We start from the raw sequence: 24,415 nt of genomic DNA, 5'->3' as shown, positions 1-24,415 counted from the left end.
TGCGCGAGCCGCGCAATTGCGGGTTGCGCACCGCTACGCACCTCGTGCTGCTGCTGTGCCTCGAGCGCCCTGATCTGTCTGGCAGCGAGCGAAAGCCGCTCACATTCGCGCTCGATCTCGGCGCGCAAGCCCGGCAACAATCGGGCGGCGTTTTGCGCCCACCAGTGTGTCCACGCGCGCCCACCGATGCGCTCGACTCGCAGGTTGTGGAGTATCAGCAGCGAGCGGATCCGGTTGCTGTGGGCGGTACGCTCCTGCCGCAGGCGACCGAGTTCACGGTGTACTCGCCGCTCATCCTCCTGTTCGCGAGTAGGGATGCGCGCGACCGCCCACACCCGGCGTTCACCACCGTAGTAGCGCATCAGCATGGACAGCAGCTTGTCGCTGTCAAGACGGTCGGTCTTGGCGCGACGTCTGCGCCGGTTCACTTCGATACTGGCAGAATCCACCACGAGGTTCGTGATCTGATGTTCTTCCAGGCAGCGGTGCAGCCAGAAGCCGTCACGCCCGGCTTCATAACAGCTGCACACCGGGGCATCGGTGGCCAGATGACAGCGCGCTTTGGCCTTTGAAATCGCCGTGAAGACTGCGGCCGTATCGCCGGCGGCCACCGTGCAGCGGCTCGGCGCGCGCACCCCATCGCCCAGCGAGAGCTTCCAGCTCCTGTCACCCAGTTCAAAGGCGACATACAGCGATCCGGTGATGGTTGTATCCTGCCCATGAAGGGCCATGCGAGGCGCATTCATTTGCGTACTCCTCTCGGAAAACGGGTGTTGGAATCCTCGTTTTACTCCAGGAGGCTTACTTCCGCGGCCCTTCCATAGTATCTGTATCCATTGCCGGTGTTCAGCGCGCTAGCAACGAAACGGTGGCGATACCCAGGATCGTCATCACGAGCGATGCCCCCACGTGAATGACGATCTCGCCTGCCGCCCAGCCGAGCCGCCCGTCCTGCAAGCGCTGCACGACTTCCGCCGAGAACGTCGAGAAAGTCGACAGACCGCCCATCAAGCCCGTGATGACGAAGAGCCGCCATTCGGGCGCGATCTGCGGCGCTCGCGCGAAGCCCGCGACCGCGACGCCGATGACGTAGCCGGCGATCACGTTAGCGGCGAAGGTGCCGAGCGGCAAACCCGTGAACAGGCCGTTTAGACGGATACCGAGAAACCAGCGGAACAGTGAACCGAGCGCGCCGCCAATGCCGACCGCGAGAATGGACAAATACATGCAGAAGTACTCTGGAGAAGCCAACAGGTCGACAAGCCGGACTGAGCGGGAGGCGCGATGCCGCGTCCGCAGTCGTCCGGGTGAAGCAGGCGTCATCAGCCATCAAGGGCGGTTGATGGAGAATGCCGGGAGAATGCCATCTCCAGCGCGCAAGTCTAGCATCGGCGGGTGCATTGGGGACCGATGAGCGCGTTCGTGGCGCGGCGGCCGAAGGCGTCGGCCGTGCGGGCAAGCGGACGCGAAACCTCAGGCGCGCCGCTAGCCGTGTTGGGTGACTAACGGTTCAGCCGACCGTTTCTCACTCCGGCGTTGCGGAGATCTTGTGAATCGACAGGTCCGCGCCGTTGTATTCGTCCTCCTGGTCGAGCCGCAGACCCACCGTCAGGCGAATCGCCCCATACACGAGCGTGCCGCCGAGCGACGCCACCACGATGCCGCCCAGCGTGCCGATCAGTTGCGCCCCGAACGACACGCCGCCCAGGCCGCCTAGCGCATGCAAGCCGAAGATGCCGGCCGCGAGGCCACCCCACGCGCCGCACAAGCCGTGCAACGGCCATACGCCGAGCACGTCGTCGATACGCCAGCGGTTCTGCACGCAGGTGAACATGTAGACGAACAGCACGCCCGCGATGCCACCCGTCACCAGCGCGCCGAGCGGATGCATCACGTCGGAGCCGGCGCATACAGCGACTAGCCCGGCGAGCGGACCGTTGTAGGTGAAGCCGGGGTCGTTGCGCCCCGCGAGCCACGCGGTCAGGGTGCCGCCGACCATCGCCATCAACGAATTGACCGCGACGAGACCGCTGATCTTGTCGATGGTTTGCGCGCTCATCACGTTAAAGCCGAACCAGCCCACCGTCAGTACCCAGGCACCCAGCGCGAGAAACGGAATATTCGACGGCGGATGCGCGGCGATGCCGCCGTCGCGGTGATAGCGGCCATGGCGCGCACCGAGCAGCAGCACTGCCGGCAACGCGACCCAGCCGCCGAACGCATGCACCACCACGGAGCCGGCGAAATCGTGAAACGGTACGCCGAACACCTGCGTGAGCCAGCCTTGAATACCGAAGCGGTTGTTCCACGCGATCCCTTCGAAGAACGGATAGACGAAGCCGACCAGCACGAAGGTGGCGAACAGCTGCGGATTGAATTTCGAGCGCTCGGCGATGCCGCCTGACACGATCGCAGGAATGGCCGCGGCGAATGTCAGCAGGAAGAAGAAGCGCACCAGCGCATAGCCGTTGTGCGCGGCCAGCGACTCGGCGCTGCCGAAGAACTGCACGCCATAGGCGATCGTGTAGCCGATGAAGAAATACGCGATCGTCGAGACTGAGAAGTCCACCAGAATCTTGACCAGTGCATTGACCTGATTCTTTTTGCGTACCGTGCCGAGTTCAAGAAACGCGAACCCCGCATGCATGGCCAGCACCATCGCGGCGCCCAGCAAAAGGAAGAGGGTATCGGTGCCGGTTTTCAGACTTTCCATCGATGTGTCCCGCTTATGCCAAAAAAGCGGGCATGGGACGCAAGAAGCGGGCCAAACTTGTGCCGAGAGGCGTCGATCAGGTGCAAATCCGCACCGGGATGGGTTTTACGCCGCGCGTTACTGATCGGGCGGCGCACCATTCTGTGCACCGCAAACAATGGCGAAAGCACAATATAAGTGCATGATGCTTTCATATCGGACGTCATGATCCAAATGTGGGCAAGACATTCGATTTGATTTACGTTTAATTCAAAAGCCTGACGTTTTATGCGCATTCGGTGCACACGGGCCGTATTGGGCGGCAGAAGCCTGGTCGATGGTGCATCGTCTTTGTCTTCCTGTGCAAACGCCGACATAATGTGCCGTCCCCGTGCATGATCTGCCGGCCACCGACCTCCAATGCGCACGCATGAGACTGACCACTAAAGGCCTGTTGCTGATCGCAATTCCGGCCCTCTTCGAACTGGCGCTGCTGTCTGGCCTGGTCAAGGCGCAGTCCGACGCGACGCAAGCCGAGCAGTGGGCCATCCATAGCGAAGACGTGCTGCGTCAAACCACCGCGATTCTCGATCCGGTGCTGGGCGAGTCCGTGGCGCTACGTGGCGCGGTGCTCGCCAACGACACCCGCTTTACGACGCCGGTCACCTTGTGGATGGACGTCGACCGTCGCATCGACCAACTGGCCGAGCTGGTTGCCGATAACCCGCCGCAAGTCGAGCGCGTGGTGCAGGTGCGCCAGGCGGTGCAGGGATATCGTCAATGGTCGGACCGCATTCAGGACCTGCTGCATTCGGGACGGCGGCGCGATCTGCTTGATCGCTTCCGCGACCTGACCTCGGCCGACGTGCTCGATCGCTTCCGTCAGCAGGTGGTGGCCTTCCAGACGGAAGAGCGGCGCCTCGACTCGTTGCGCTCGAACGCCGCCGAGGCGGCACGTGAACGGCAACAGATGCTGGTCGTCGCGGCCGTGTTCGGCTCGTTGCTGTTCGTCGCGCTGGCTGTCTGGCTGTTCACGCGCGGCGTGCGCGGCCGGCTCGCGCTGCTTTCCGATAACGCCGGGCGCCTCGCGGGCAACGAGCCGCTGGCGCCGATTGGCCCGGGCCGCGACGAAATCGCCCGGCTCGATCTGACCTTGCATGAAACCAGCCGGCGCCTGCTCGAAGCCGAGCGCATCCAGGCGCGTTTCCAGTCCGATCTCGCACGCCGCACCGGTGAACTGGCGCGCATCAACGAGACCTTGCGGCAACAGACAGAGGAAAACGAAATGTTCATCTACAGCGTGTCGCACGACCTGCGTGCGCCGCTGGTGAATCTGCAAGGCTTTTCGAAAGAACTGATTCGCGCGTCGGACGAACTGCGCGCGGCACTGCGCCAGTCGTCGCTCGCGGCAGAACCGCGGCAGCGCATTGAGCGGGTGGTGGACGAGGATATCGGCGAAGCGCTGCACTTCCTGCAGACGGCTGTGCTGCGGGCCTCTCATATCATCGACGCGCTATTGCGGCTGTCGCGTGTCGGCCGCGTCGAGTACCGGCAGCAAAAGGTCGAAGTGCGCGATATCGTGCCGCGCGTGGTCGATGCCATGCAAGGGTCGATCCGGGCGCGCCGGGCGCACGTCATCGTCGACGAGTTGCCGGCGGTGTGGGGCGATCCGACCGCGCTCGAACAGGTGTTCGCGAACCTGATCGGCAATGCGGTCAATTATCTGGACCCGGCGCGCGAAGGCCAGATCGAAATTGGTACGACACCGGCGCCGCCGGGCGTGCATTCGCTACGGATTTTCTACGTGCGGGACAACGGCCTGGGCATTCCGGCGGTCGCGCTGCCGCGGCTTTTCAACGCCTTTCAGCGGCTGCACGGCAATGTGGCGGCGGGGGAAGGCATCGGCCTTGCACTCGTGCGACGCGTGGTGGAGCGGCATGGCGGGCGCGTATGGGCGGAGTCGAAAGAAAGCATCGGCACGACGTTTTATCTGTCGCTGCCCGAAGCCGAGGTGCGGGCCGCGCAACTGGCCGTCGAAACGCCTGCCGCGGTGGTGAATGGCGTTCACACGGTTCGGGGTGTGCGCGAAGTGTGCGCGAGCCTCGGTGATCGTGACGACCCTGGCCTGACCGGCGGTGCGGCGGGGCATGTCGCTAATGCCGCTAATGCCGCTAATGCCGCTAATGCCGTGCCGGGCATCAGTACGCGGTAAAGAGTCGGCGCGGTTTGAGCAGCTTGCCGCCGCGAATCGACCAGTAGCAGCCGCAAACGACCAGGATCGCGACGCCGGTCAGCGCCTCGAGCGGTGCGGGATGCAGGCCGGCCAGACCGTCCAGGGCGAACAGGCCGTGCGCGACGATCAACAGCGCGGCCCACAGCGCGCACGCGGCTTGCACCAGCATGCGCGTGCCGGCCAGACGTCGCGCGCGGTTTTCTCGCGACCAGTTGGCCCGTGTGCGCGCGCAGAAAAAAGCAATCGCCATCAAGGTGACGGCGAGAATGACGATCCAATCAGTCAGTTCCATCGAAAAAGGCTCCCAAGTCAACCGGCGACTATAGGAAAGCCTTCCGCTGAGAACTATCGGACTAGTCTCAAAATGCAGGTGCGTTTTGGCGAGCGCGCATTGCCGCGAGGGCAAGGCGCTCGCCGGAGGATCAGAGTTCGATCCGGGTGCCGAGCAGCACGAGGAATTGACGCAGCCACTCAGGATGAGCCGGCCACGCGGGAGCGGTGACGAAATTGGCGTCGGTGATCGCGGCGTCGACCGGAATGTCGACGTACTCGCCGCCGGCCAGCTTCACTTCGGGCGCGCAGGCCGGGTAGGCGGAAATGCGCTTGCCGCGAATCACGTCCGCGGCGGCCAGCAGTTGCGCGGCGTGGCAGATCGCGGCGATCGGTTTGCCTGCTTCGGCGAACTGCCGTACGAGTTCGATGACTTTGTGATTGAGCCGCAGGTATTCCGGCGCGCGGCCGCCGGCGATCGCGAGCGCGTCGTATTGACGCGAATTGACGTCGTCGAACGTTGCATTGAGCGTGAACTGATGACCAGGCTTTTCGGTATAGGTCTGGTCGCCTTCGAAATCATGGATCGCTGTCTTGATCTTCTCGCCCGCTTTCTTGTTCGGGCAGACCGCGTCAACGACGTGGCCGACCGCCTGCAGTGCCTGAAACGGCACCATCGTTTCGTAATCCTCGGCGAAGTCGCCGGTCAGGAACAGAATCTTCTTTGCTGCCATCGCATGCCTCCAATTGATCAACGGAACACATCGAACGGGACGTCAGTCTACCCCAATGCGTTTGACAGAACCGCGACGGAGGACCGATGAGGAGAGCGTGCGGCGCAACGGCGTATCATGGGCGCGTTTTCGCATGCGGAAGCCGCTCGATGCGGTTCACACCCCAAAATGACTTTATCTATTCGTTCGCCGTTGTTGCGCCGCGTCGCTGTTGTCGCCCTCGTGTTCGGCGGCCTGACGGCTTGTCAGAAGAATGATGCGTCCGCGCAGGTCGCCGGCAAGCTCAACGATGCGGCGCAAGCCGCCGGTCAGAAGCTCGATCAGGCTGCCAGCTACGTCGGCCAGCAGGTCGATGCGACCAAGGACACCGCGCAGCAGAACCTCGAATCGGCCTCCGCGCCGTCGGTCACGATCGATCCCGCCGCGCTGGCGTCGACCGCGCAAGCCCACCTGCAAGGCGCGGCGAGCGCGACGAATGCGCAACTCGGCAAGGCGGCGGCGTTGACCGGCCAGGGCCTCGAGACGGCGGGGCGCAAGCTGCAGGAATGGTCGGCACAAAGCTCGGCTTCTGCGTCGGCGTCGAGCGATTCCAGCGATGCGCAAAAGCAGATGGACAAGTGAGGTGGCGCCCCGAGCGTCCGTCCATTTGACAGTCGGATTAAATGTAATTACTATGGTTACACATTGTCGTGGCAGGGCAGGATTGCTGTGAATACGAGTAGCCGGTTTGCGTTTGCGGTGCATGTGCTCGCGCTGCTGTCGTTGCAGGAGGGCGCGCCGCTCTCGTCGGAGATGATCGCGGGTAGCGTGAATACGAATCCTGCGTTGATCCGGCGTCTGTTGACCATGCTGGCCGACGCGGGTCTGACGACCTCGCAACTTGGCGCGGGCGGCGGCGCGCTGCTTGCCCGGGCACCTGACGAGATCACCTTGCTGCAGGTGTATCGTGCGGTAGACGACGCGCAATTGTTCGCCATGCATCGCGAGGAGCCGAATCCGGCGTGCATGGTGGGGCGGAATATCCAGGTCGTGCTGCGCGGCATCATCGACGAAGCGCAGCAGGCCATGGAAGCGTCGCTCGGCGCACGCACGCTGGCCGATGCCACTTCCGACCTGGTGCGCGCCGAACGGGCGCGTGAACGCAAGCGGCGTCCGCAGGGGTGACGTAGCAAAGAAGCAGTATCCAAGGGCGCGTGTGGCGCAGTCGAGACGCGCGCGCCTGAGAACGGACGGGGGCTCAAGCCCCTCTTTTTTCCCTATTATATGTAATCAATGTAGTTACATATATGTTAATGACAGGAGCATCGAAATGAGCAAAGCGTTGAAGATCGCATTGTTTGGCGCCACCGGCACGATCGGTTCGCGGATCGCCGCGGAAGCGGCCCGCCGCGGGCATCAGGTGACGGCGCTGGCGCGCAATCCGGCGCGCGTGCCGGCGGACGTGGTGAATCTCAAAGCCGCTCAGGCCGATCTGCTCGATGCCGCGAGCGTCGGCGCCGCGGTGCGCGGTCACGATGTGGTGGCGAGCGCCTACGCGCCGCCGCAAGACGATCTCGCGGCACTGACCACGGCGACCCATGCGCTCGTCGACGGCGTGCGCGCAGCGGGCCTCAAGCGCCTCGTGGTGGTGGGCGGCGCGGGTTCGCTCGACGTGGCGCCGGGCAAGCAGTTGGTCGACACCGACGGTTTCCCGGACGCCTACAAACCGATCGCACTGGCTCACCGCGATGCATTCGACTATTACCGGGGTGTCACCGATCTCGACTGGACTTTCTTCGCGCCGGCCGCGCTGATTGCCCCGGGCGAGCGCACCGGCAAGTTCCGCACGGGCGCGAACACGCTCCTGGCTGACGCAGAGGGCAATAGCCGTATTTCCGCAGAAGACTATGCGATCGCCTTCGTCGACGAACTGGAGCAGGGCCGCTTCGTCCGTCAGATCGCGACGGTGGCTTATTGAGCCCTAACGGACCATGACGGACCGTGCAGGGCGTGTGTCCTGCTTGGCCCGTTGCGCGTGCCGGAGTGGCCGCTCGAGGGTGAGGGCGGCCCGCCAATCCTCGAATTTGCGCAAGCGTACTAACATTCGGTTACGCATGTTCGGTGGCTGGCGATGAAACTGCGGCTACACTGGCGTCTCCCGTTTTCTCACGGATCGCCATGCAGTCATGCCCGTTGCGGCGTGAGTCCGGGGCCGCGCCGTCCAACGGCGGGCAACCGGCGACTCACGCCATCTTTCATTTTCCTTCCAGTCATGTCGGATGCCGCGCTCGACGCGGCGTTCGCGCTCACGTTGCGGCGTGGCTCGGCGCGTGGGCGGCCACGGTTTGCGTCGCACTGATCCTCGGCATCGGATGGATGCCGGTGACGGCTCAGGCTGCCGGCGCCACCACGCCCGTCATTCCGGCCTTGCAGAGCCTGATCAATAGCGCGACGGCAACGCCTGCGTCTGCCGCCTCGGGCGCCTCGGCGGCGGAAGCGGCCTCCGCGCCGTCGCCCGCGAGCCAGGCGGAACTGGCGCGCTCGCTCGACAGCGTGATCGCCACGCTCGACAACGACCGGCAGCGCACTGCGCTCGTCGCCCAGCTCAAAAAGCTGCGCGACGTCTCGCAAAACGTCGCGCCGCCCGCACCCGCGCAACCGAGTCCCGGCTTGCTCGGCGCGATCGCGTCGGGCATCGCGTCGTTCGAATCCGGTGTGCATCAGGGCCGCACGCCGGTGCACTATTGGGCCGGACGCTTCAACGCGGCCGGCAACGAGCTCTACACGATCATTTCGGGTCAGGGGCAAGAGAGCTTCGGGCGCATCGTCTTTGCGATGATTGCCATGCTGGTCGGCTGGGGCGCGTGCGCCGGCGCGCTGATCTACCTGCAGCACCGGCTATACCGGCGCTTCGGTATCCTGATGGGGCTCAACCCGAATCCCACCACGCGCGAGCTGCTGATCTTCGCGCTGCGCCGCGTCGGGCCGTGGATCGTCGCCTTTCTCGCTGCATTGGTGTTCGTGCGCGCGATGCCCGATGAGCTCGGCCGCACGCTCGGCTTGGTTGTCGCCTACGCGATCGTCGCGGGTGCGGTGTTTTCGGCGATCTGTCTGATCATGTTTTCGCTGTTCGGCTCAGGGCATCGGCGGGTTGCGGTGCGCCTGCTGATCGAGCATGCGCGGCGCGTGCTGTTCGTGGTCGGCATCTGCGCCGCGCTCGGCGATGCGGCGGTCAACTACGACGTCGCGCATCAGCTCGGATCGAATCTCGCCGGGCTGATTTCGACGGCTGCCAACATGACGGCCGCCGTGCTCACAGGCTATTTTGCGGTAGCTTTCCGCCGGCCCGTCGCGCATCTGATTCGCAACCGGCCTTACGAGCAGCGCCACGATCACCGGGCCGCGACCGACGCGTTCGACGTGCTCGCCTCGCTCTGGCACGTGCCGGTGCTGGTGCTCGCCACCGCGTCGGTGGTCGCTACGCTCGGCGGCTCGAGCTCCAGCGAAAACGTGCTGCAGATTTCGGTGGTGACCGCACTGTTGCTGGTGCTCGCATTTTTCCTGTCGGCCATCGTCCTGCGCGTGACGCGCCACCGCAGCCCGCGCACGCGGCGCCGCTCGCCGTACCTGTCGCGCTTGCTGCGCTTTTGCGGCACGCTGCTGACGCTGTTCGTCTGGCTGTTCTTCTTTGAATTGGCTGCGCGTTTGTGGGGGGTGTCGCTCGCGGAAGTCGTGGAGAAAAACGTGGCGGCGCGCGGGATTGCACACGCGGTGACCGCGATCATCGCGACGGTGTTCATCTCATGGCTGCTGTGGATTCTGGTCGACACCGCGATTACCGAAGCCCTCAATCCAGGTGGTCCGCGCACCAAGTCGCGCAATCCGAGCATGCGTGCGCGCACGATGCTGCCGCTCGTGCGCAATGTGCTGCTGGCGTCGATCGCGACGATTGCCGGTATCGTCACCGCCGCGAACCTGGGCATTAACGTGACGCCGCTCTTGGCCGGCGCCGGTGTGATCGGTCTCGCGATCGGTTTCGGTGCGCAGTCGCTCGTGACCGACCTGATCACGGGCCTGTTCATCATCATCGAAGATACGATTTCGGTTGGCGACTGGGTCGACGTGGACGGGGGACATGCGGGCACGGTCGAGCATCTGTCGATCCGTACCGTCCGCTTGCGCGATGGCCAGGGCGCGATTCACGCGATTCCGTTCTCGCAGATCAAGATCGTCAAGAACCTGTCGCGCGACTTTGCCTACGCGGTGTTCGAAGTGCGGATGTCGTTCTCGACCGATGTCGATCAGATCACGCACCTGATTCGCGAAGTCGGCGCCGATCTGATGGCCGACTTCCGCTACCGGCGCGAAATGCTCGGACCGATCGAGGTGTGGGGGCTCGACCGTTTTGATCCGAACTGGATGGTCGTGAAAGGGCAGATCAAGACGCGGCCGTTGCAGCAATGGAGCGTGGCGCGCGCCTTCAATTTGAGGCTTAAACGCAAGATGGACGAAGCCGGCATCGAGATTCCGGTGCCGCAGATGCGTGTGTACACGTCGTCGAAGGATAACGAAGGGCAGCCTTTGCCGGACGATGAGCGGCCCGAGACCGGTCCGCATGGGCATGGGCACGCGCATGCTGAAACGGGGGGCTCGACGCGGGCCGCGCACGCTGCCGTGGCAGTGGCGCGCGATGTGTCGCACGAGCCGCGTCCGGCGCCGCCGCCGACCGGGCAGACCGCACCGATTCCACCGCAGATTCCGACGGCAGGCGAAGCGGGCGGAAAAAGCTGACTACGTTAGATGCGGGGGCATCGGCCCCACGCGCGATGTATGGTTTTTAGACGAGCGCCGGTGCGTCGGCCGCACGCACGATGTCGTTGACATGCGTGGCGATCTGCGCGCCCGCGACACCGTAGATATGCAGCGAGACGGCGGGTGCGTCACTGCAATTGCCCAGCCGATGAATACCGCCTCTGCCGCCGCGCACAAACGACACGGCTCCGGTATTGCGCGCCTGCGTACGGGTGGCGCTTGCGCAGTGCTGTGCACCATTCCATTCGAAAACTGTTTCGCTCAGCGTGCCTTCGATCACCGCGTAGCCGCACCACGTGTGGTGCGCATGGACCGGGCTTGCCTGTCCCGGCTGCCACACCAGCGCGGCGATCGCATAGCGGCCGTGCGGATCGGCGGCCAAGAGATGACGCCGGTAATTTTCAGTGGAGCCTTCGCGTTGTGCCGGTGCGAGCAACTCGGGGTTCGCCGCAGCGTCGGCCAGCGCGATGCGCATGCTGCGCGCAAAGAAGGTCGAATCCGACGGTTCGGGGAATTTTTCACAGGCCTCGAACATCGCGTCGAGCGCGTCGCACAGGTGCGCGAGCGGTGCGCTGCGGTGCGCGCGCAAGGGCGTATCATTCGCCCCGGCAAACTGCGCGGCGGCGGCGGACGAACGGGCTACGGGGGCTGAACGGAGGTTTTGGCTCATGATCGCTGCGCAGCTGTATGGCTGCTTGTCGGCTATTTTGGATAGACATATTTATACCCGTTTGCCCGGAGAAAGAGTTTCCATATAATTCCCCTTGGGGTCTTAAAAGTAGAATAATTTCCTATAAAGGTGTGACGATGGGAATGGATATCATCGATCGGAAGCTGCTCGAGCTGTTGCAGGAAGATGCAACCATGCCGATCGCCGAGCTGGCGCAACGCGTGAACCTGTCGCAAACGCCTTGCTGGAAGCGCCTGCAGCGATTGAAAGAGACCGGCGTGATTCGCGCCCAGGTGGCGCTGTGCGATGCGCGCAAGCTTGGCGTGGGCACGACCGTGTTCGTCGCGGTGCGCACCAACCAGCACACCGAGGCCTGGGCGCAGACCTTTACGCGTGCGGTGCAGGAGATTCCGGAGGTGGTGGAGGTGTACCGGATGAGCGGCGAGACGGATTACCTGCTGCGCGTGGTGGTGTCCGATATCGACGATTACGATCGCGTCTACAAGCTGTTGATCGCCGCCGTGCCGCTGTATGACGTGAGTTCGAGTTTTGCGATGGAACAGATCAAGTACTCGACGGCGCTGCCGGTGCGGCCTTCTGCGGTGGTGGAAGGGCGGTGAGCAAGCCGTGCAAGCTCAGGCTCAGTGGGCGTAGAATGCCGCCTTCCCAGACACCATCCGCGATTGCCTCGCGAACCGAGCCCGCCTCATGAACAAACCGCCGCGCAAGAAGAACCCGACCTTTGGCATTGCTGTTTTCATCGTGGTCGCGGTATTGCTGGTGATCGCCACGCTCTTCTATAACGCCATCACGGAAAAGCGCGAGTACGACCGCGAGAACGCGTCGGCGCCGACGATTTCATCGGACGCGGCGGCTGCGGCTATCGCAGCGAAGCCCGCGAGCGGCACCGCGCAATAAGGCGACGCGATCGCTTCACTCTTCCGGCAGGCGAATCACGCTCGCATCCTTGCGAATCTGCGCCGACGCGGTGAGCATCTGCTTGCACTGATGGGTGAGCAGTTTCATGTCGTGCACGGCGTCTGCCGAGTAGTCCGGCGATTTCTCCGTCTCGACCACCATCGCATCCAACTCACGCGCCAATTGTTTGATCTGCTCGCCCTGATCGGCGGGCGGCGCGCTACCGGCTTCGGCTTCGGTCAGATTGTCGCGGACCACACTCAGGGCGCGCTGCAACGGCTGTAGCGAGACGCTGTCGGCCTGCTGTGCGGAGGTGCGCAGCAGCGGCGCGGCCGCCGTGATCTGCGAGGCGAGCACGTGGCTGCGCACCAGCAGGTCGTTCAATTCCGGCACGAACTTCTGCGCTGACTTCGGTTCGAGCATCATGCGCTGGAACGCCTGGCCCAGATTGGCGAACGCCACGTGAACGTTCTTGCGCGCGAGCCGGTAGCGATAGTCGCGATCGAGCGCAGTTGCCGCGGCCACGGCGGCAGCGGACGCACCGCTGACCGGTTTGGCGGTCGTGTTGTTGAATGTTGCGGCGCCGGCGCCGGCGCCTGCGCTGCTTGCGCCAGCGGTTGCACCAGCGCTGGTACCTGTGTTTGCAAGGGCGGTCGCACCAGCGCCTGCGCCGGACTTTGGCGCAGCGTTGCCGCTCGCATTCGCTCCGGCGTTTGCCACCGCGAGCGCCGGCCTGCCAGATTCGATCGCCGGGTCCGCCATCGCCGCGGCGGGCGCAAACGCGCCTGCCTCAGTCACCGTAGCGGCAACCGCAGCGGCCGGCTTGCCGCTCCACCACCAACTCGCTTCCAGATACTGCCGCGTCGCATTGATCATGCTGTTGACGAGCTTGCCCATCAACCGGTATTCCCAGTAAGGGAACAGGTGGCTCGCCGCAATCGCGATCGCGCAGCCCACCACCGTATCGATCGCGCGTTCGCCGATGATGCGCATGCTGCCTGGTGCGAGCAGATGGAACATGAGCAGCACATACGAGGACGTGAACACCACGCTCGCCGTGTAATTGAACAGCAACAGGCTGTAGCTCATTACCATCGACGCGAACATCACGACCAGCAGGATGTGCGGCTCCTTGACGAAGATCATCAACGCGATGCTCGCCGCACAGCCGATCAGTGTGCCGATGATCCGCTGGCTGTTGCGCTGCTTGGTCAGCGAATAGCCAGGCTTCAGAATGATGACGGTGGTCATCACGATCCAGTATGCGTTGGTGAGCGGCAGCAGACGGCCGAGCCAGAAACCCACGGCGACCGCAATCGTCACGCGCAGCGCATGGCGGAAGCTTGGGGAGGCCATCGTCAGATTCGAGAAGATCTGCCCGAATGGCACCCGGCGGCTCGATACGAAGCGGGAGAGCGCTTTGTCGAGGCGCAGTTCGGTCTCGGTCTCGTTCGCGCCCGGGTCACTCGACAGGCTCTTGTGCATCTTGTCGATCAGGCGTGTGGCGCTCCAGATACGCCGGAAGGTGGACGACACGGCCGAATAAGCCTCAGGACTCATCGTTGGCAGGTCCTGCTTGCGCATCAGGTCAATCTCGAACTCGATGGCGCGCAATTCGGCTTTTACATTCACGCGCGTGCGCGGCGGCTGGTTTTGCAGCACCGCGAGTCCGATCTCTTCGAGATCGGCTGCGGATTTGCGAATCAGATCGCGGTAGAACACCAGCAGGTCGGAGCCGCCAAAGGTGCTGCGCACCAGCGAATAATCGACATGCGTGCCGACAAACAGTTCGTGCAGGTCGACGGTATTGATGAACAGATTGAACAGCATCGCCCGGCGCGGCTCGAGCCGGCCGGTCTTCAGCTTCGGCAGATTGCGCAGCACGATGTCGCGCGCGGCATCCTGACGATCGACCGCGGCGATCTGTTTGTCGACCAGATTGCGATAGCACTCGTCGAGATCGTTATCGAGATCGTAGAAGGCGGCGCGTGCGAGCAAATAGTCCGCGCACGCGAACACGCTTTCGGCGAGCGCCTGCTGTTCGATGCGATGCATCATCCAGCGGCTCACGAAGGTCGACCAGTATGTGTACCAGAGACCGCCTACCAGAATCCACGACGCATTGACGAGCGCCTGCATCGGCGTGAAATGCTCTTCCAGCGTCATGATCATCATGAATAGCGTGGCGAAGCTGATCTGCGGCCAGCGGTTGCCATACACGACGATCAATGAGAGCAGGAAGGTGAGCGGCACGACCGTGCACCACAGCTCCACCGGGTTGACCGTGGCGAGACCCGTGGCGAGCGCGGACAGAAAGCCGATCACCGTGCACGCCAGCATCTCGTTGTGCTTGTACTTGAGCGGGCCCGGCATATCGACCACGCAGGCGCCGAGTGCGCCGGTCGCGATGGTGAAGCCGAGGTCGCGATCGTGAAACACGATCAGACACAAGATGGCCGGTAACGACACGCCGACTGCGATGCGCAGGCCGCCATAGAAGTACTGGCTGTAGAGGAATTTTTTTATTTCAACCGAATAGCGCATCGACTGCCTGGATTCTTCCATTCACTGAGAAAACGCGGTTGAAGGGGCCGACCCGGGGGCAGACCCAAACTGCCGTCGAGTCTAACTGATTTTGTGCCTGATCTGACCTCGTCCGTTCGGCCAGGTTCTGCCCTGGGAGCGCGTTTGTTATGCTGTCGCTTCAATGTCTGTCGCGGCCCGGGCGTTCCGCTCGCGTCGTATGTTTCCCCGGGATCCATGCTCCAACTTTTCTACTCGAACCGCTACGAAACCCTTGTCGGCGCGCTGCTCGACGACCTGGCGCAAGCGCCGTCCGATCCCTGGACCGCGCAGCCCGTGATCGTCCCGAGCGCGGCCGTTCGGCGCCGGCTCGAGCTCGACATCGCCGCGCGCCAGGGCATCTGCGCGAATGTCAACTTTGGTTATCTCGCGCAGTGGCTGTGGGCGCAAATCGGCGGCGTGATCGAAGTGCCGAAGCATTCCCCATTTGCGCCAGACCGGCTCGTCTGGCGGTGCTACCGGCTGCTGGGAGAGGTGGATGAAGGCCTGCCCTGGAATGCCTCGCCGCGTCTGCGTACGTATCTCGATGCGGCGGATGCGTCGATGCGCTACGAACTGGCGCGCCGCGTGGCCACCGTGCTCGACCACTATCTGACCTATCGCCCGGAATGGCTGTTGCAATGGCAGAAGGGCGGTTCGATCTTCGCGAGCGGCGCCGCCGACGACAACGGTCCGCGTCTCGTCGGTGCGAGCGTTGCGGCGCGTGAAGACGAGCGTTGGCAAGCCGCACTGTGGCGCGCCGTGCTTGCCGAAGTGGCAGGCAACGCGCAAACGCCCGCGGCCGCCTTGCCGCCTGCTTATCGCTTTCTCGAAGAAATCGGCACGCTCGATCTGGAAGCCATCTCTAACGCGCAGTGGCCTGAAGCCGTCAGCGTGTTCGCGCTGCCGACCATGCCGCCGCTGCACGTCGCGTTGCTGCGCGCGCTGTCGCGCTGGGTCGATGTCCGTCTTTACGTGATGAACCCGTGCCGCGAATTCTGGTTCGATGTCGTCAGTGCGGGCCGGGTCGAGGCACTCGATGTGGCCGGCCAGCTCGACTATCAGGAAGTGGGTCATCCGCTCCTCGCCGAGTGGGGCCGCCAGACCCAGGCGCAACTGCACATGCTGCATGAGCTGACCGAGAGCGCCGCATCCGGCGAGACGGGCGACTTCACCGAGAATCCGGAACCGAGCTGGCTTGCCGCCGTGCAGAACGGCATCCTCGATCTGCGGTCGGAAGCCGACACTGACGAATTGCCGATCGAGAACGGCATTGAAGTCCATGTGTGTCACAGCCTGTCGCGGCAACTCGAAGTGCTGCATGACCGCCTGCTTGGCTGGTTCGATGAGTTCGACGATCTGCAGCCGTCCGACGTGCTGGTTGCCGTGTCCGATCTCGCGGCCGCTGGGCCATTGATCGATGCGGTGTTCGGCACCGCCCCCCCTGGCGATACGCGCCGCATTCCGTATCGGATCACCGGCTTGCCGCCCTCGCAGGCAAATCCGGTTGCGCGTTTGCTGCTGGATTGGCTGGCCTTGCCTGAACGTAGTGTGGGTGCGCCGGATCTGATCGAGTGGCTGCGAGTCGATGCGATCGCCGCACGTTATGGGATCGACGCCAGTGCGCTCGAAGCCGCGCAGGAATGGCTCGCGGCGGCCGGTGCGCGTCGAGGGCTGGTGCCCATTGAACCGACGGGTGAGCACGTGCCTGTTGCGCGTCATACGTTTGCCGATGCGCTGACCCGTCTGTACCTCGGCTACGCGATGCCGGATGGCGGCGAGCCAGTCGATGCCTGGCTGCCCGTTGAAGGCGCCGACGGCTCGGACGCCGACTTGCTCGGCCGCCTGTCGCGTTTCGTCGACGATATCGATACTTTCGCGCAGCGCTGCACTGTCGAACAGACCCCTGCCGAATGGACACAACTGCTGCTCGAGACGCTCGCGCAGTGTTTCGACGGCGGGGTTGAGTTTGCCGATTCGCTGGCGGCGGTGCGCGACGCCATCGACAAGATGGGTGACGCGATGCAAGCCGGCGCGCAGGACGTCGTACTGCCGGCCGCCGTGGTGCGCGGCGCACTCACCGAGGCGCTCGACGACCCGGCGCGTGGCGGCGTGCCTTGGGGGAGCGTGACGTTTTCGTCGCTGACCAGCTTGCGCGGGTTGCCGTATCGCATTGTCTGCCTGCTCGGCATGGACGACGGCGTGCTGCCGAGTCTTGCCCGCGCCGACGAATTCGACCTGATGGCCGCGTTCGGTAAAGCAGGGGACCGGCAGCGCCGCGACGACGAACGCAATCTGTTCCTCGATCTGCTGCTGGCTGCGCGCGACCGGCTTTTTATCGCCTATACGGGCCGCAGCATTCGCGACAATGCGCCGTTGCCGCCGGCCGCGCTGGTCGACGAATTGCTCGATCACCTCGCGCAAGTGTCGGCGGGGGAAGGAGCGAGTCCCGCGGAAATCGAAGCTGCGCGGCATGCGTTCATCATCGATCATCCGCTGCAGGCGTTCGCGTCGGACTATTTCTCGTCACAACGCGGCCTCTTCACTTACGACATGGATCGCGCGGAACTGGCCAGTTTGCTGGCCGTGCCGCAGCATCCGGCTGCCGCGCCGTTCTTCGATCAACCGTTGCCCGCCGAGGAGACACCGTCCGTTGCCTTCGACGAATTCGTGCGCTTCTGGCGTCATCCGGCGCGTGCGTTGTTGCGCGACCGGTTGGGTATCGTGTTGTCGGATGCGCAGGGCGAATTGCTCGACACCGAACCGTTCGAACTTGACTGGGCCGGCCGCGATGCCTTGGCGGAACGGCTCCTGCCTGTCCTGCTGAATAGCGATACCGAAGACGACGACAGCATGTTCGACCGCGTGCGCCGTGTTGCAGCGGCCAGTCCCGAGTTGCCGGGTGGTGCGACCGGCGCGGTATGGCGCTCGCGCGAACTCGGCGCGCTGCGCCAACTCGCCGACAGCGTGCGTCGCGAAGTCGCTTCGGGTGTCGAGCGTTTGCCGTTCGTGCTCGATATCGTGCCGCGCTGGCCCGACCGTGCCGACATCGCCGATACGCTGTTCGGCCCTCACGACGCAGCGCTCCGCAAAGCGGCCGAAGCACCGCTGCAACTGCACGGCACCTTGAATTTGTTGACCGAAACAGGACAAGTGATTTTCCGCTACGCCAAACCTACCGCACGCGACTATCTGTCGGCGTGGCTTGCGCATCTGGTCTATTGCGCGGCGCAGCCGAACGGCACGCGCCGCACGATTTGGCATGGCAGCGGCGAGAGCTTTGAGCTCACGCCGGTCGCTGCGCCGCTCGATGAACTGGCGCCGCTTGCCGCGTTGTTCAGGGCCGGGCGCATGCTGCCGCTGCGCTTTTTCCCGAAGAGCGCATGGGCGAAGGTCAGCGAGAGTGATTCCGCAGCGCAGGGCGTGTGGATCAATGACCGTGTGCGCGGCGAATCCGACGACCCCGCCTTGCGCATCGCGCTGCGCGGCACGCCGCTTACGCTCGACGAACCGTTCGGCAGTCTCGCCTCGATCGTTTTCAAGCCGCTTGTGCAGCATCTGCGGAGCGCATCATGAGCGGCGCCGTTCACCATCACGCGCTGGTCGCGGAAGAGCTCGACGTCTTCGCCTGTTCGCTCGACGGCGTCAATCAGATCGAGGCATCGGCAGGAACCGGCAAGACCTGGAACATCTGCGCGTTGTACATGCGACTGCTGCTCGAAAAGAACCTGAACGCCGATCAGATTCTTGTCGTGACCTTTACGAAGGCGGCGACCGCGGAGTTGCACGAGCGGATTCGCGGGCGGCTCGCGGAACTGGATCGGGCTATCGATACAGACGACGACGGCGGTGATCCGTTCATCCAGCGTCTCTTTGAAACGACCCTCGCGCCGGAGCGCGGCATCGATCGCGGGACCGCGTTGAAGGTCGTACGTCGCGCGCTGCGTACGTTCGACCAGGCCGCGATTCACACCATCCACGCGTTCTGTCAGCGTGCCTTGCAGGAGGCGCCGTTCGCCGCGGCCATGCCTTTCGCGTTCGAAATGGAAGCCGACGACGCTGCCTTGCGTTTCGAAATGGCGGCCGATTTCTGGCGCGAGCAAGTGGAACCGGTGGCCTATGCGCATCCTGCTTTCGCTGCATGGCTGGTGGCCAAACGCGCCGGTCCCGCGTCGCTCGATGAGCAACTCGCGCGGCGGTTGAAGAAGCCGTTGGCGCTGTTGCGCTGGGGCAAGGTTGATTCAGGTGGAAACGACGCCGATCCGCAGGCGGGTTTCGATGCAGCGAGCGCAGTCTGGCAGGCGGAGCGCGATGCGATCGTCAGTCTGCTTGGCGAAGCGCAAGACCGTCTGAGCAAGACCTCGCACAAACCCGAGCTCGTGAGCGCCGCGATCGCCGCGTGGACCGAGTACTTCGCGCAGGGCGATTGCCACGCCCCGCCGCCGAGGGCTGCCTTGAAGCTGACAGCTTCAGCGTTGAAGAAGGCCACCAAGGTCAAGTTCGAACCGCCCGAGCATCCGTTCTTCGAGCACGCCGAGGAGCTGGCCGCAGCCGTGGTCGCGGCCGAAGCCGCGCAACGCGTGCGCTGGCTTTCGCTCATCGAGACCTGGCTGGATTGCGCGCCCGCCGAACTGGTGGCGCGCAAACGCACGCGCAGGGTGGTGTCGTTCGACGATCTGCTGTCGAATCTGTATCGCGCGCTCGCGGCTAACCCCTGGCTTGCCGATGCTTTGCGTACGCGTTATCCAGCCGCGCTGATCGACGAGTTTCAGGATACCGATCCGTTGCAGTTCGCGATCTTCAGCCGCATCTTCGCGCCGGCCGGCCCGCTTTTTCTGGTCGGTGATCCGAAGCAGGCGATCTACAGTTTCCGCGCGGCGGATCTGCATACGTATCTGGCGGCGCGCGCGGCGGCTTCCGCGTGTTACACGCTCGCGGTCAATCAACGTTCAACCGCGCCGATCGTCGAGGCCTGCAACCGGCTGTTCGAGGCCAACCCCCAGGCGTTCGTGCTCGACGGTCTCGACTATCAGCCGGTGCGCGCTGGCGAGCGGCGTCGTCCGCCGTTTTCCGAACCCGATGCAAGCGCGGGTCACTTCCGCATCTGGACTTTGCCGCAAGGCGACGCCGCGTTGACCAAACGCGAAGCGCAGCGCGCGGCGAGCGAAGCCTGCGCCGCCGAGATCGTACGGCTCCTGCGCGGTGCGCGCGAAGGATCGGTGACGATCGGCGAAGCGCCGCTCGCGCCGGGCAATATCGCGGTGCTGGTGCAAACGCATAAGCAGGGCAGTCTGATCAAGCGTGTGCTGGCGTCGTGGGGCGTCGGTAGCGTGGAACTGGCGCAGGCCTCGGTGTTCGCGACGCTCGACGCCGAGCAGATCGAACGCGTGCTGGCCGCAGTCGATACGCCGGGCGATCTGCGCCGTTTGCGCGCTGCGCTCGCCACCGATTGGCTCGGCCTCGACGCCGCCGCGCTGTGGCGCCTCGAGCAGGTCGCCGACGCGCCGGCACCGGCCAACGATCCCGCGCATGCCGCGGACGCGATGGGGTGGGTTGAACGTTTCTCGCGTTATCGCGCGCTATGGCACGAGCGCGGTTTCGCCTTGATGTGGCGCACGCTGATGCGCGAGTTGCGAGTCGCACAACGGTTGGTGGCCGGACCGGACGGCGAGCGCCGTCTGACGAACGTGAATCATCTGGCCGAACTCGTGCAGGCGCGTGCTGCCACGCAACCCGGCATCGCACCGACTTTGCGCTGGCTCGCCGCGCAACGCACGCAAGGTGGCGGCGAAGACGCGCAGTTGCGGCTCGAATCGGATCGCAACCTCGTGCAAATCGTCACCGTCCACAAATCGAAAGGGCTGGAATATGCGGTCGTGTTCTGTCCGTTCCTGAACGACGGTGCGCTGCGCGAGCCGCCATCCTCCGGCTTGCCCGATGCACGCGAGTATCACGATGAAGCGGGCGACGCGGTGCTGCACTACGGTTGCGATGACGAAGAGGCTGAACGCGCGGCACGTTACGCGGTGCGCGAACAGGCGGCGGAGCGGGCACGGCTCGTCTATGTGGCGCTGACGCGCGCGGTGTACCGCTGCTATCTGGTCGCCGGTACTTATCTTTCGTCGCGCTCCACCAAGGAATCGCGCCGCAGCGTGCTGAACTGGCTGGTGGGGGGCAGCGGTCACAGCTTCGACGATTGGCTCACCGATCCACCCGACGAAGCCGCCTTGTCCGAGCGATGGCGCGCGCTGGGGGGCGGCCCGATCACGTTGCAGACGTTGCCGGAAGTGGCGCGCCGTGTGCCGCAGGAAAGCCTCCAGGACAGCGGCGCGCGGATGCAGGCGCGCGCCAATCGACGGCCGTTGCGCGATCAGTGGCGCATGGCGAGCTTCAGCGGCTTGATCGCCGCCGGCAGCAAAGCCGAGGAGGCGCATGCGCCCGTGGAAGAAGTGCGCCCCGATCACGATGAGATCGCTGACGTAATCGCGCCGACACCGTTACCGATGCCGCAGGCGCCGTCCTACGCTGAGGACGACATTCTCGCGTTTCCACGCGGCGCGGCGGCGGGCGAGTGCCTGCATCGCATGTTCGAGCTCGCGGATTTCACCGATCCGGATACCTGGCCGGATGCCATCCGGGGCGCGTTGCGCGAGCGCCCGGCGCCGGCTGTGCCCGAACTCGCGGCACGTTTGCCCGCCATGATGCATCACCTGATTGCGGACGTCGTGACGACCGAGCTCGTGCCCGGCATGGCGCTCGCCAAGCTGAATCCGCGGCGGCGCCTGAACGAACTTGAATTTCTGTTTGCCGCGCCTTCGCTCGATTTTCCGGCCTTGCGCGAACTGCTGATCGAACACGGCTATCCCGACGTTGCGCTGGAACCGGGCGTGTTGCGCGGTTTCGTCAAAGGATTCATCGACATGATCGTCGAGCACGACGGACGTTTCTGGATCGTCGACTGGAAGTCGAACCATCTGGGCGACACCGCCGCCGACTACGCCGCGGCGCCGCTCGAAGCGGCCATGGCGAGCCACGCGTATCACCTGCAGGCGCTGCTCTATACAGTGGCGCTGCATCGCTATCTGAAAACGCGGGTGCGCGATTATGCGTACGACACGCACATCGGCGGCTATCTCTATCTGTTCGTGCGCGGCGTTCGTCCGCAGTGGCGCGATGCCGACGGAGCGGCGGGCGTGCATATGCGACGGCCCGCATTCGAACTGGTGGCGCTGCTCGACGCGGCGATGATCGGAGGTGTCGCATGAGCACGTTCGAGCGGGACTCTTCTGCGCCGCCGGAGCTCGATGACATCGGGGTGAATCTACCCGCGCCGGCCGATTTCAGTACCGCGCTTGCCGAAGGGTTCGCGCGCCGCATTGGCACGCTCGCGCGGCGCGGCGGTGCATCGGGTGAGGCGGTGAAGTGGGCGGCACGAGCCGCCTTCGCCACGAGCCGTGCGACTTCCGAAGGGCACGTGTGCCTGCCGCTTGCCGCGCTGGCGCGACGCTTCGATGTATCGAGCGCGGAAGTGCGCACGGCGCTGTTCGCAAGCGGCATGGCCAGCGACGGTTCGCCGAGCGCGGCGGCGTTGCGGCCGCTGGTGATCGATGGGCAGGGGCGGCTGTATCTGGCGCGCTACTACGATTACGAGCGGCGTCTCGCGCGCTCGCTGGTGATGCATGCGGGTGGTGGGCAGACGGTGGATGTGAGGGCTCGCGAGCACACAGGGGCTGCGTCCGACGTCAATGCTCGTCAGAGTGCAAACTCCCATGCAGATGGCGCTCCAAATACACAGATAGATACCGGCAAAGGTGGCAATGCCGACGCCAGTGCAGCTTCACGTGTAGGTGCAGATGTAGGAACTGAAGCAAACGTGGTCACTACCGCCCAAACGCTGCACGCGCGTCTGCTGCGCTACTTCGGTCCGCCGCAGGATGACGAAGTCGACTGGCAACGTGTCGCGGCAGTCATGGCGCTGTCCGGGCGGTTGACCATCGTCAGCGGTGGCCCGGGCACCGGCAAGACGACGACGGTGGTCGGTGTGCTCGCCTGCTTGCTCGATGCGCGGGCCGATCTGCGGATTGCCCTGGCGGCGCCGACCGGAAAAGCCGCGCAGCGGATGCAGGAAGCGTTGCTCGCCCGTGCCGGCGATTTACCCCCCGAACTCGCCGCGCGCTTGCCGCAGACGTCGTACACCTTGCATCGGCTGCTCGGTTCCGGGCCGGGCGGGCGCTTCCGGCATCATCGCGACAATCCGCTGCCTTATGACGTCGTCGTGATCGACGAGGCGTCGATGATCGATGTCGCGATGGCGGCGCATCTGCTCGATGCCATTGCGCCGCACACGCGACTCGTGATGCTGGGTGACAAGGACCAACTCGCCGCCGTCGAGGCTGGCGCGGTGTTCGCCGAACTCAGCGCACGGCCTGCTTTTACGCAAGACGGACTGCAGCGGATCGCTGAGGCGCTTGGCATGGAAGCGGCGCAGTTGTCGCAAGCATTGCCGGGCGCATCCAGCGGCCACGACGAAGGGCCTGACGAGTTTTTCGCGCATGCGGGTGCGCCGGACGATTTCGATACGCCGCCTGACGACCTGTTTGTCTCAGCACCGCCTTCGCCGGCTCACAACCCGCTCGCCGACTGCGTCGTCTGGCTCGAGCGTAACTATCGATTCGGCCTCGAATCGCCGATCGGCCGCTTGTCGCTCGCGATTCGCAACGGCGCGGCCGGTGCCGCGCTCGACGTTCTGCGCATCGATCCCGCGGAACCCTGCGCAGCGGCGCTGCACGAAGATACACATGCGACGCTGGCCGATCGCACCGTTGTGCGGCTTGCTGCAGGTTTTGGACCGTACGCGGATGCGCTTGCGCAAGCGCTCGCCGCCGATACGCCGGACCCATTGCCGCTTTTCGATGCACTGAACCGTTTTCGAATTCTGTGCGCGACGCGTTCAGGGCCGCGCGGCGTCGATCAGGTGAATGCCGCGATGGCCGCGCAGGTGCGGCGCTCGGCGGGTGTGACCCTGGCTGTCGGCGCGCAGTGGTTCGCTGGACGGCCCGTGATGGTCACGCGCAACGATTACGCGCTCGGTCTGTTCAACGGCGACATCGGCATTGCGCTGCCGGGAGCGGGAGGCGCGTTGCGTGTGTATTTCCGTACGGGTGACGGCGCGCTGCGTGCCGTATCGCCTGCAGCGTTGCCGCCGCACGATACGGCATTCGCGCTCACGGTTCATAAGTCGCAAGGCTCGGAGTTCCAGCACGCCGTGTTGATGCTGCCGTCGGTGTTCAGCCGCGTGTTGTCGCGCGAACTCGTGTACACGGCAATTACCCGCGCGCGTGAGCGTGTGGAAGTGATTGGCGCGCGCGCCGTGCTGGCGCAAGCCATCGCGACGCCGACACAGCGCGACTCGGGCCTGGCTGCGCGAATTGCGGAGGCGTGGCGCGCCGCCCAGTAGCATGGCGCCGGGCAGCGGGCATGGTCGTTTGTGGTCTGCTTAGATCCTATGAGCAGGGGCGTCGAGGAACTGATACGTAAAATCGGCG

Annotated in this window: 17 protein-coding genes, 1 pseudogene and 1 riboswitch; of the genes and pseudogenes, 10 read left to right on the top strand and 8 right to left on the bottom strand. The window is 64.5% G+C overall.

What is annotated here, in order from left to right; all coding sequences use genetic code 11:
- From GNZ12_RS29905 to GNZ12_RS29890, 4 genes and pseudogenes are all read right to left on the bottom strand, one after another.
- Nucleotides 1-746 (bottom strand): annotated as a pseudogene (locus tag GNZ12_RS29905) (IS110 family transposase); the annotation flags it as partial.
- Between the two features lie 100 nt (nucleotides 747-846).
- Nucleotides 847-1,227 (bottom strand): fluoride efflux transporter CrcB, encoded by a 381-nt coding sequence (crcB, locus tag GNZ12_RS29900; protein WP_046565693.1) that lies wholly within the window; start codon nucleotides 1,225-1,227, stop codon nucleotides 847-849.
- A 79-nt stretch (nucleotides 1,228-1,306) separates the two neighbouring features.
- Nucleotides 1,307-1,380, bottom strand: a riboswitch (Fluoride riboswitch).
- A gap of 145 nt (nucleotides 1,381-1,525) precedes the next feature.
- Nucleotides 1,526-2,713 carry an ammonium transporter gene (locus GNZ12_RS29895; protein WP_172315750.1) on the bottom strand — a complete coding sequence of 396 codons (1,188 nt, stop codon included), beginning with the start codon at nucleotides 2,711-2,713 and terminating at the stop codon, nucleotides 1,526-1,528.
- Complete coding sequence (locus tag GNZ12_RS29890; RefSeq protein WP_172315749.1) at nucleotides 2,701-3,069, bottom strand: hypothetical protein; 369 nt, start codon at nucleotides 3,067-3,069, stop codon at nucleotides 2,701-2,703. Before GNZ12_RS29890 ends, GNZ12_RS29895 begins: the two co-directional genes overlap by 13 nt.
- A 53-nt stretch (nucleotides 3,070-3,122) precedes the next feature.
- On the opposite strand from GNZ12_RS29890, the gene GNZ12_RS29885 reads away from it, so the two are divergent.
- Nucleotides 3,123-4,904, top strand: coding sequence for a sensor histidine kinase (locus GNZ12_RS29885; RefSeq protein ID WP_172315748.1), 1,782 nt, complete (start codon nucleotides 3,123-3,125; stop codon nucleotides 4,902-4,904).
- On the opposite strand, the gene GNZ12_RS29880 is transcribed toward GNZ12_RS29885, so the two are convergent.
- Nucleotides 4,891-5,217, bottom strand: a complete 327-nt coding sequence (locus GNZ12_RS29880; RefSeq protein WP_172315747.1) for a hypothetical protein — start codon at nucleotides 5,215-5,217, stop codon at nucleotides 4,891-4,893. The two genes, GNZ12_RS29885 and GNZ12_RS29880, sit on opposite strands and share 14 nt — an antisense overlap.
- A 130-nt stretch (nucleotides 5,218-5,347) precedes the next feature.
- On the bottom strand, nucleotides 5,348-5,929 hold the full coding sequence (locus GNZ12_RS29875) for a DJ-1/PfpI family protein (RefSeq protein WP_172315746.1): 582 nt from the start codon (nucleotides 5,927-5,929) through the stop codon (nucleotides 5,348-5,350).
- Between the two features lie 168 nt (nucleotides 5,930-6,097).
- On the opposite strand from GNZ12_RS29875, the gene GNZ12_RS29870 reads away from it, so the two are divergent.
- From GNZ12_RS29870 to GNZ12_RS29855, 4 genes are all read left to right on the top strand, one after another.
- Nucleotides 6,098-6,550 (top strand): hypothetical protein, encoded by a 453-nt coding sequence (locus GNZ12_RS29870; protein ID WP_172315745.1) that lies wholly within the window; start codon nucleotides 6,098-6,100, stop codon nucleotides 6,548-6,550.
- 87 nt (nucleotides 6,551-6,637) lie between these two features.
- Nucleotides 6,638-7,093, top strand: coding sequence for an Rrf2 family transcriptional regulator (locus GNZ12_RS29865; RefSeq protein ID WP_172315744.1), 456 nt, complete (start codon nucleotides 6,638-6,640; stop codon nucleotides 7,091-7,093).
- Nucleotides 7,094-7,238: 145 nt separating this feature from the next.
- Nucleotides 7,239-7,886 (top strand): NAD(P)-dependent oxidoreductase, encoded by a 648-nt coding sequence (locus GNZ12_RS29860; RefSeq protein ID WP_172315743.1) that lies wholly within the window; start codon nucleotides 7,239-7,241, stop codon nucleotides 7,884-7,886.
- Between the two features lie 200 nt (nucleotides 7,887-8,086).
- Nucleotides 8,087-10,699, top strand: a complete 2,613-nt coding sequence (locus tag GNZ12_RS29855; protein ID WP_172315742.1) for a mechanosensitive ion channel family protein — start codon at nucleotides 8,087-8,089, stop codon at nucleotides 10,697-10,699.
- A gap of 46 nt (nucleotides 10,700-10,745) precedes the next feature.
- On the opposite strand, the gene GNZ12_RS29850 is transcribed toward GNZ12_RS29855, so the two are convergent.
- Nucleotides 10,746-11,390, bottom strand: a complete 645-nt coding sequence (locus GNZ12_RS29850) for a cysteine dioxygenase family protein (protein WP_172315741.1) — start codon at nucleotides 11,388-11,390, stop codon at nucleotides 10,746-10,748.
- Nucleotides 11,391-11,527: 137 nt separating this feature from the next.
- Here GNZ12_RS29850 and GNZ12_RS29845 point away from each other — a divergent pair, with 137 nt between their 5' ends.
- Both GNZ12_RS29845 and GNZ12_RS29840 read left to right on the top strand, forming a co-directional pair.
- Nucleotides 11,528-12,010: an Lrp/AsnC family transcriptional regulator gene (locus tag GNZ12_RS29845; RefSeq protein WP_120305114.1), complete on the top strand. Its 483-nt coding sequence runs from the start codon at nucleotides 11,528-11,530 to the stop codon at nucleotides 12,008-12,010.
- Nucleotides 12,011-12,098: 88 nt separating this feature from the next.
- The gene (locus GNZ12_RS29840) at nucleotides 12,099-12,308 is read left to right on the top strand and encodes a hypothetical protein (protein ID WP_172315740.1); all 210 of its coding nucleotides are present in this window, start codon (nucleotides 12,099-12,101) and stop codon (nucleotides 12,306-12,308) included.
- 15 nt (nucleotides 12,309-12,323) lie between these two features.
- On the opposite strand, the gene GNZ12_RS29835 is transcribed toward GNZ12_RS29840, so the two are convergent.
- A complete protein-coding gene (locus GNZ12_RS29835) occupies nucleotides 12,324-14,852 on the bottom strand; it encodes an FUSC family protein (RefSeq protein ID WP_172315753.1) in 2,529 nt (842 codons plus the stop codon).
- Nucleotides 14,853-15,068: 216 nt separating this feature from the next.
- On the opposite strand from GNZ12_RS29835, the gene recC reads away from it, so the two are divergent.
- Genes recC through GNZ12_RS29820 form a run of 3 tightly spaced genes read left to right on the top strand, consistent with a single transcriptional unit; the run spans nucleotide 15,069 to nucleotide 24,327 of the window.
- The gene (gene recC / locus GNZ12_RS29830; protein WP_172315739.1) at nucleotides 15,069-18,446 is read left to right on the top strand and encodes an exodeoxyribonuclease V subunit gamma; all 3,378 of its coding nucleotides are present in this window, start codon (nucleotides 15,069-15,071) and stop codon (nucleotides 18,444-18,446) included.
- Complete coding sequence (gene recB, locus GNZ12_RS29825) at nucleotides 18,443-22,135, top strand: exodeoxyribonuclease V subunit beta (protein ID WP_172315738.1); 3,693 nt, start codon at nucleotides 18,443-18,445, stop codon at nucleotides 22,133-22,135. The genes recC and recB overlap by 4 nt, the downstream gene beginning before the upstream one ends.
- Nucleotides 22,132-24,327, top strand: coding sequence for an AAA family ATPase (locus GNZ12_RS29820; protein WP_172315737.1), 2,196 nt, complete (start codon nucleotides 22,132-22,134; stop codon nucleotides 24,325-24,327). Before recB ends, GNZ12_RS29820 begins: the two co-directional genes overlap by 4 nt.
- The last annotated feature ends 88 nt before the right edge of the window (nucleotides 24,328-24,415 follow it).

Origin of the sequence: Paraburkholderia solitsugae (genome assembly GCF_013177695.1) — a bacterium.
Classification (GTDB): domain Bacteria; phylum Pseudomonadota; class Gammaproteobacteria; order Burkholderiales; family Burkholderiaceae; genus Paraburkholderia; species Paraburkholderia solitsugae.
This window is presented reverse-complemented; position numbering and strand designations above follow the sequence as displayed.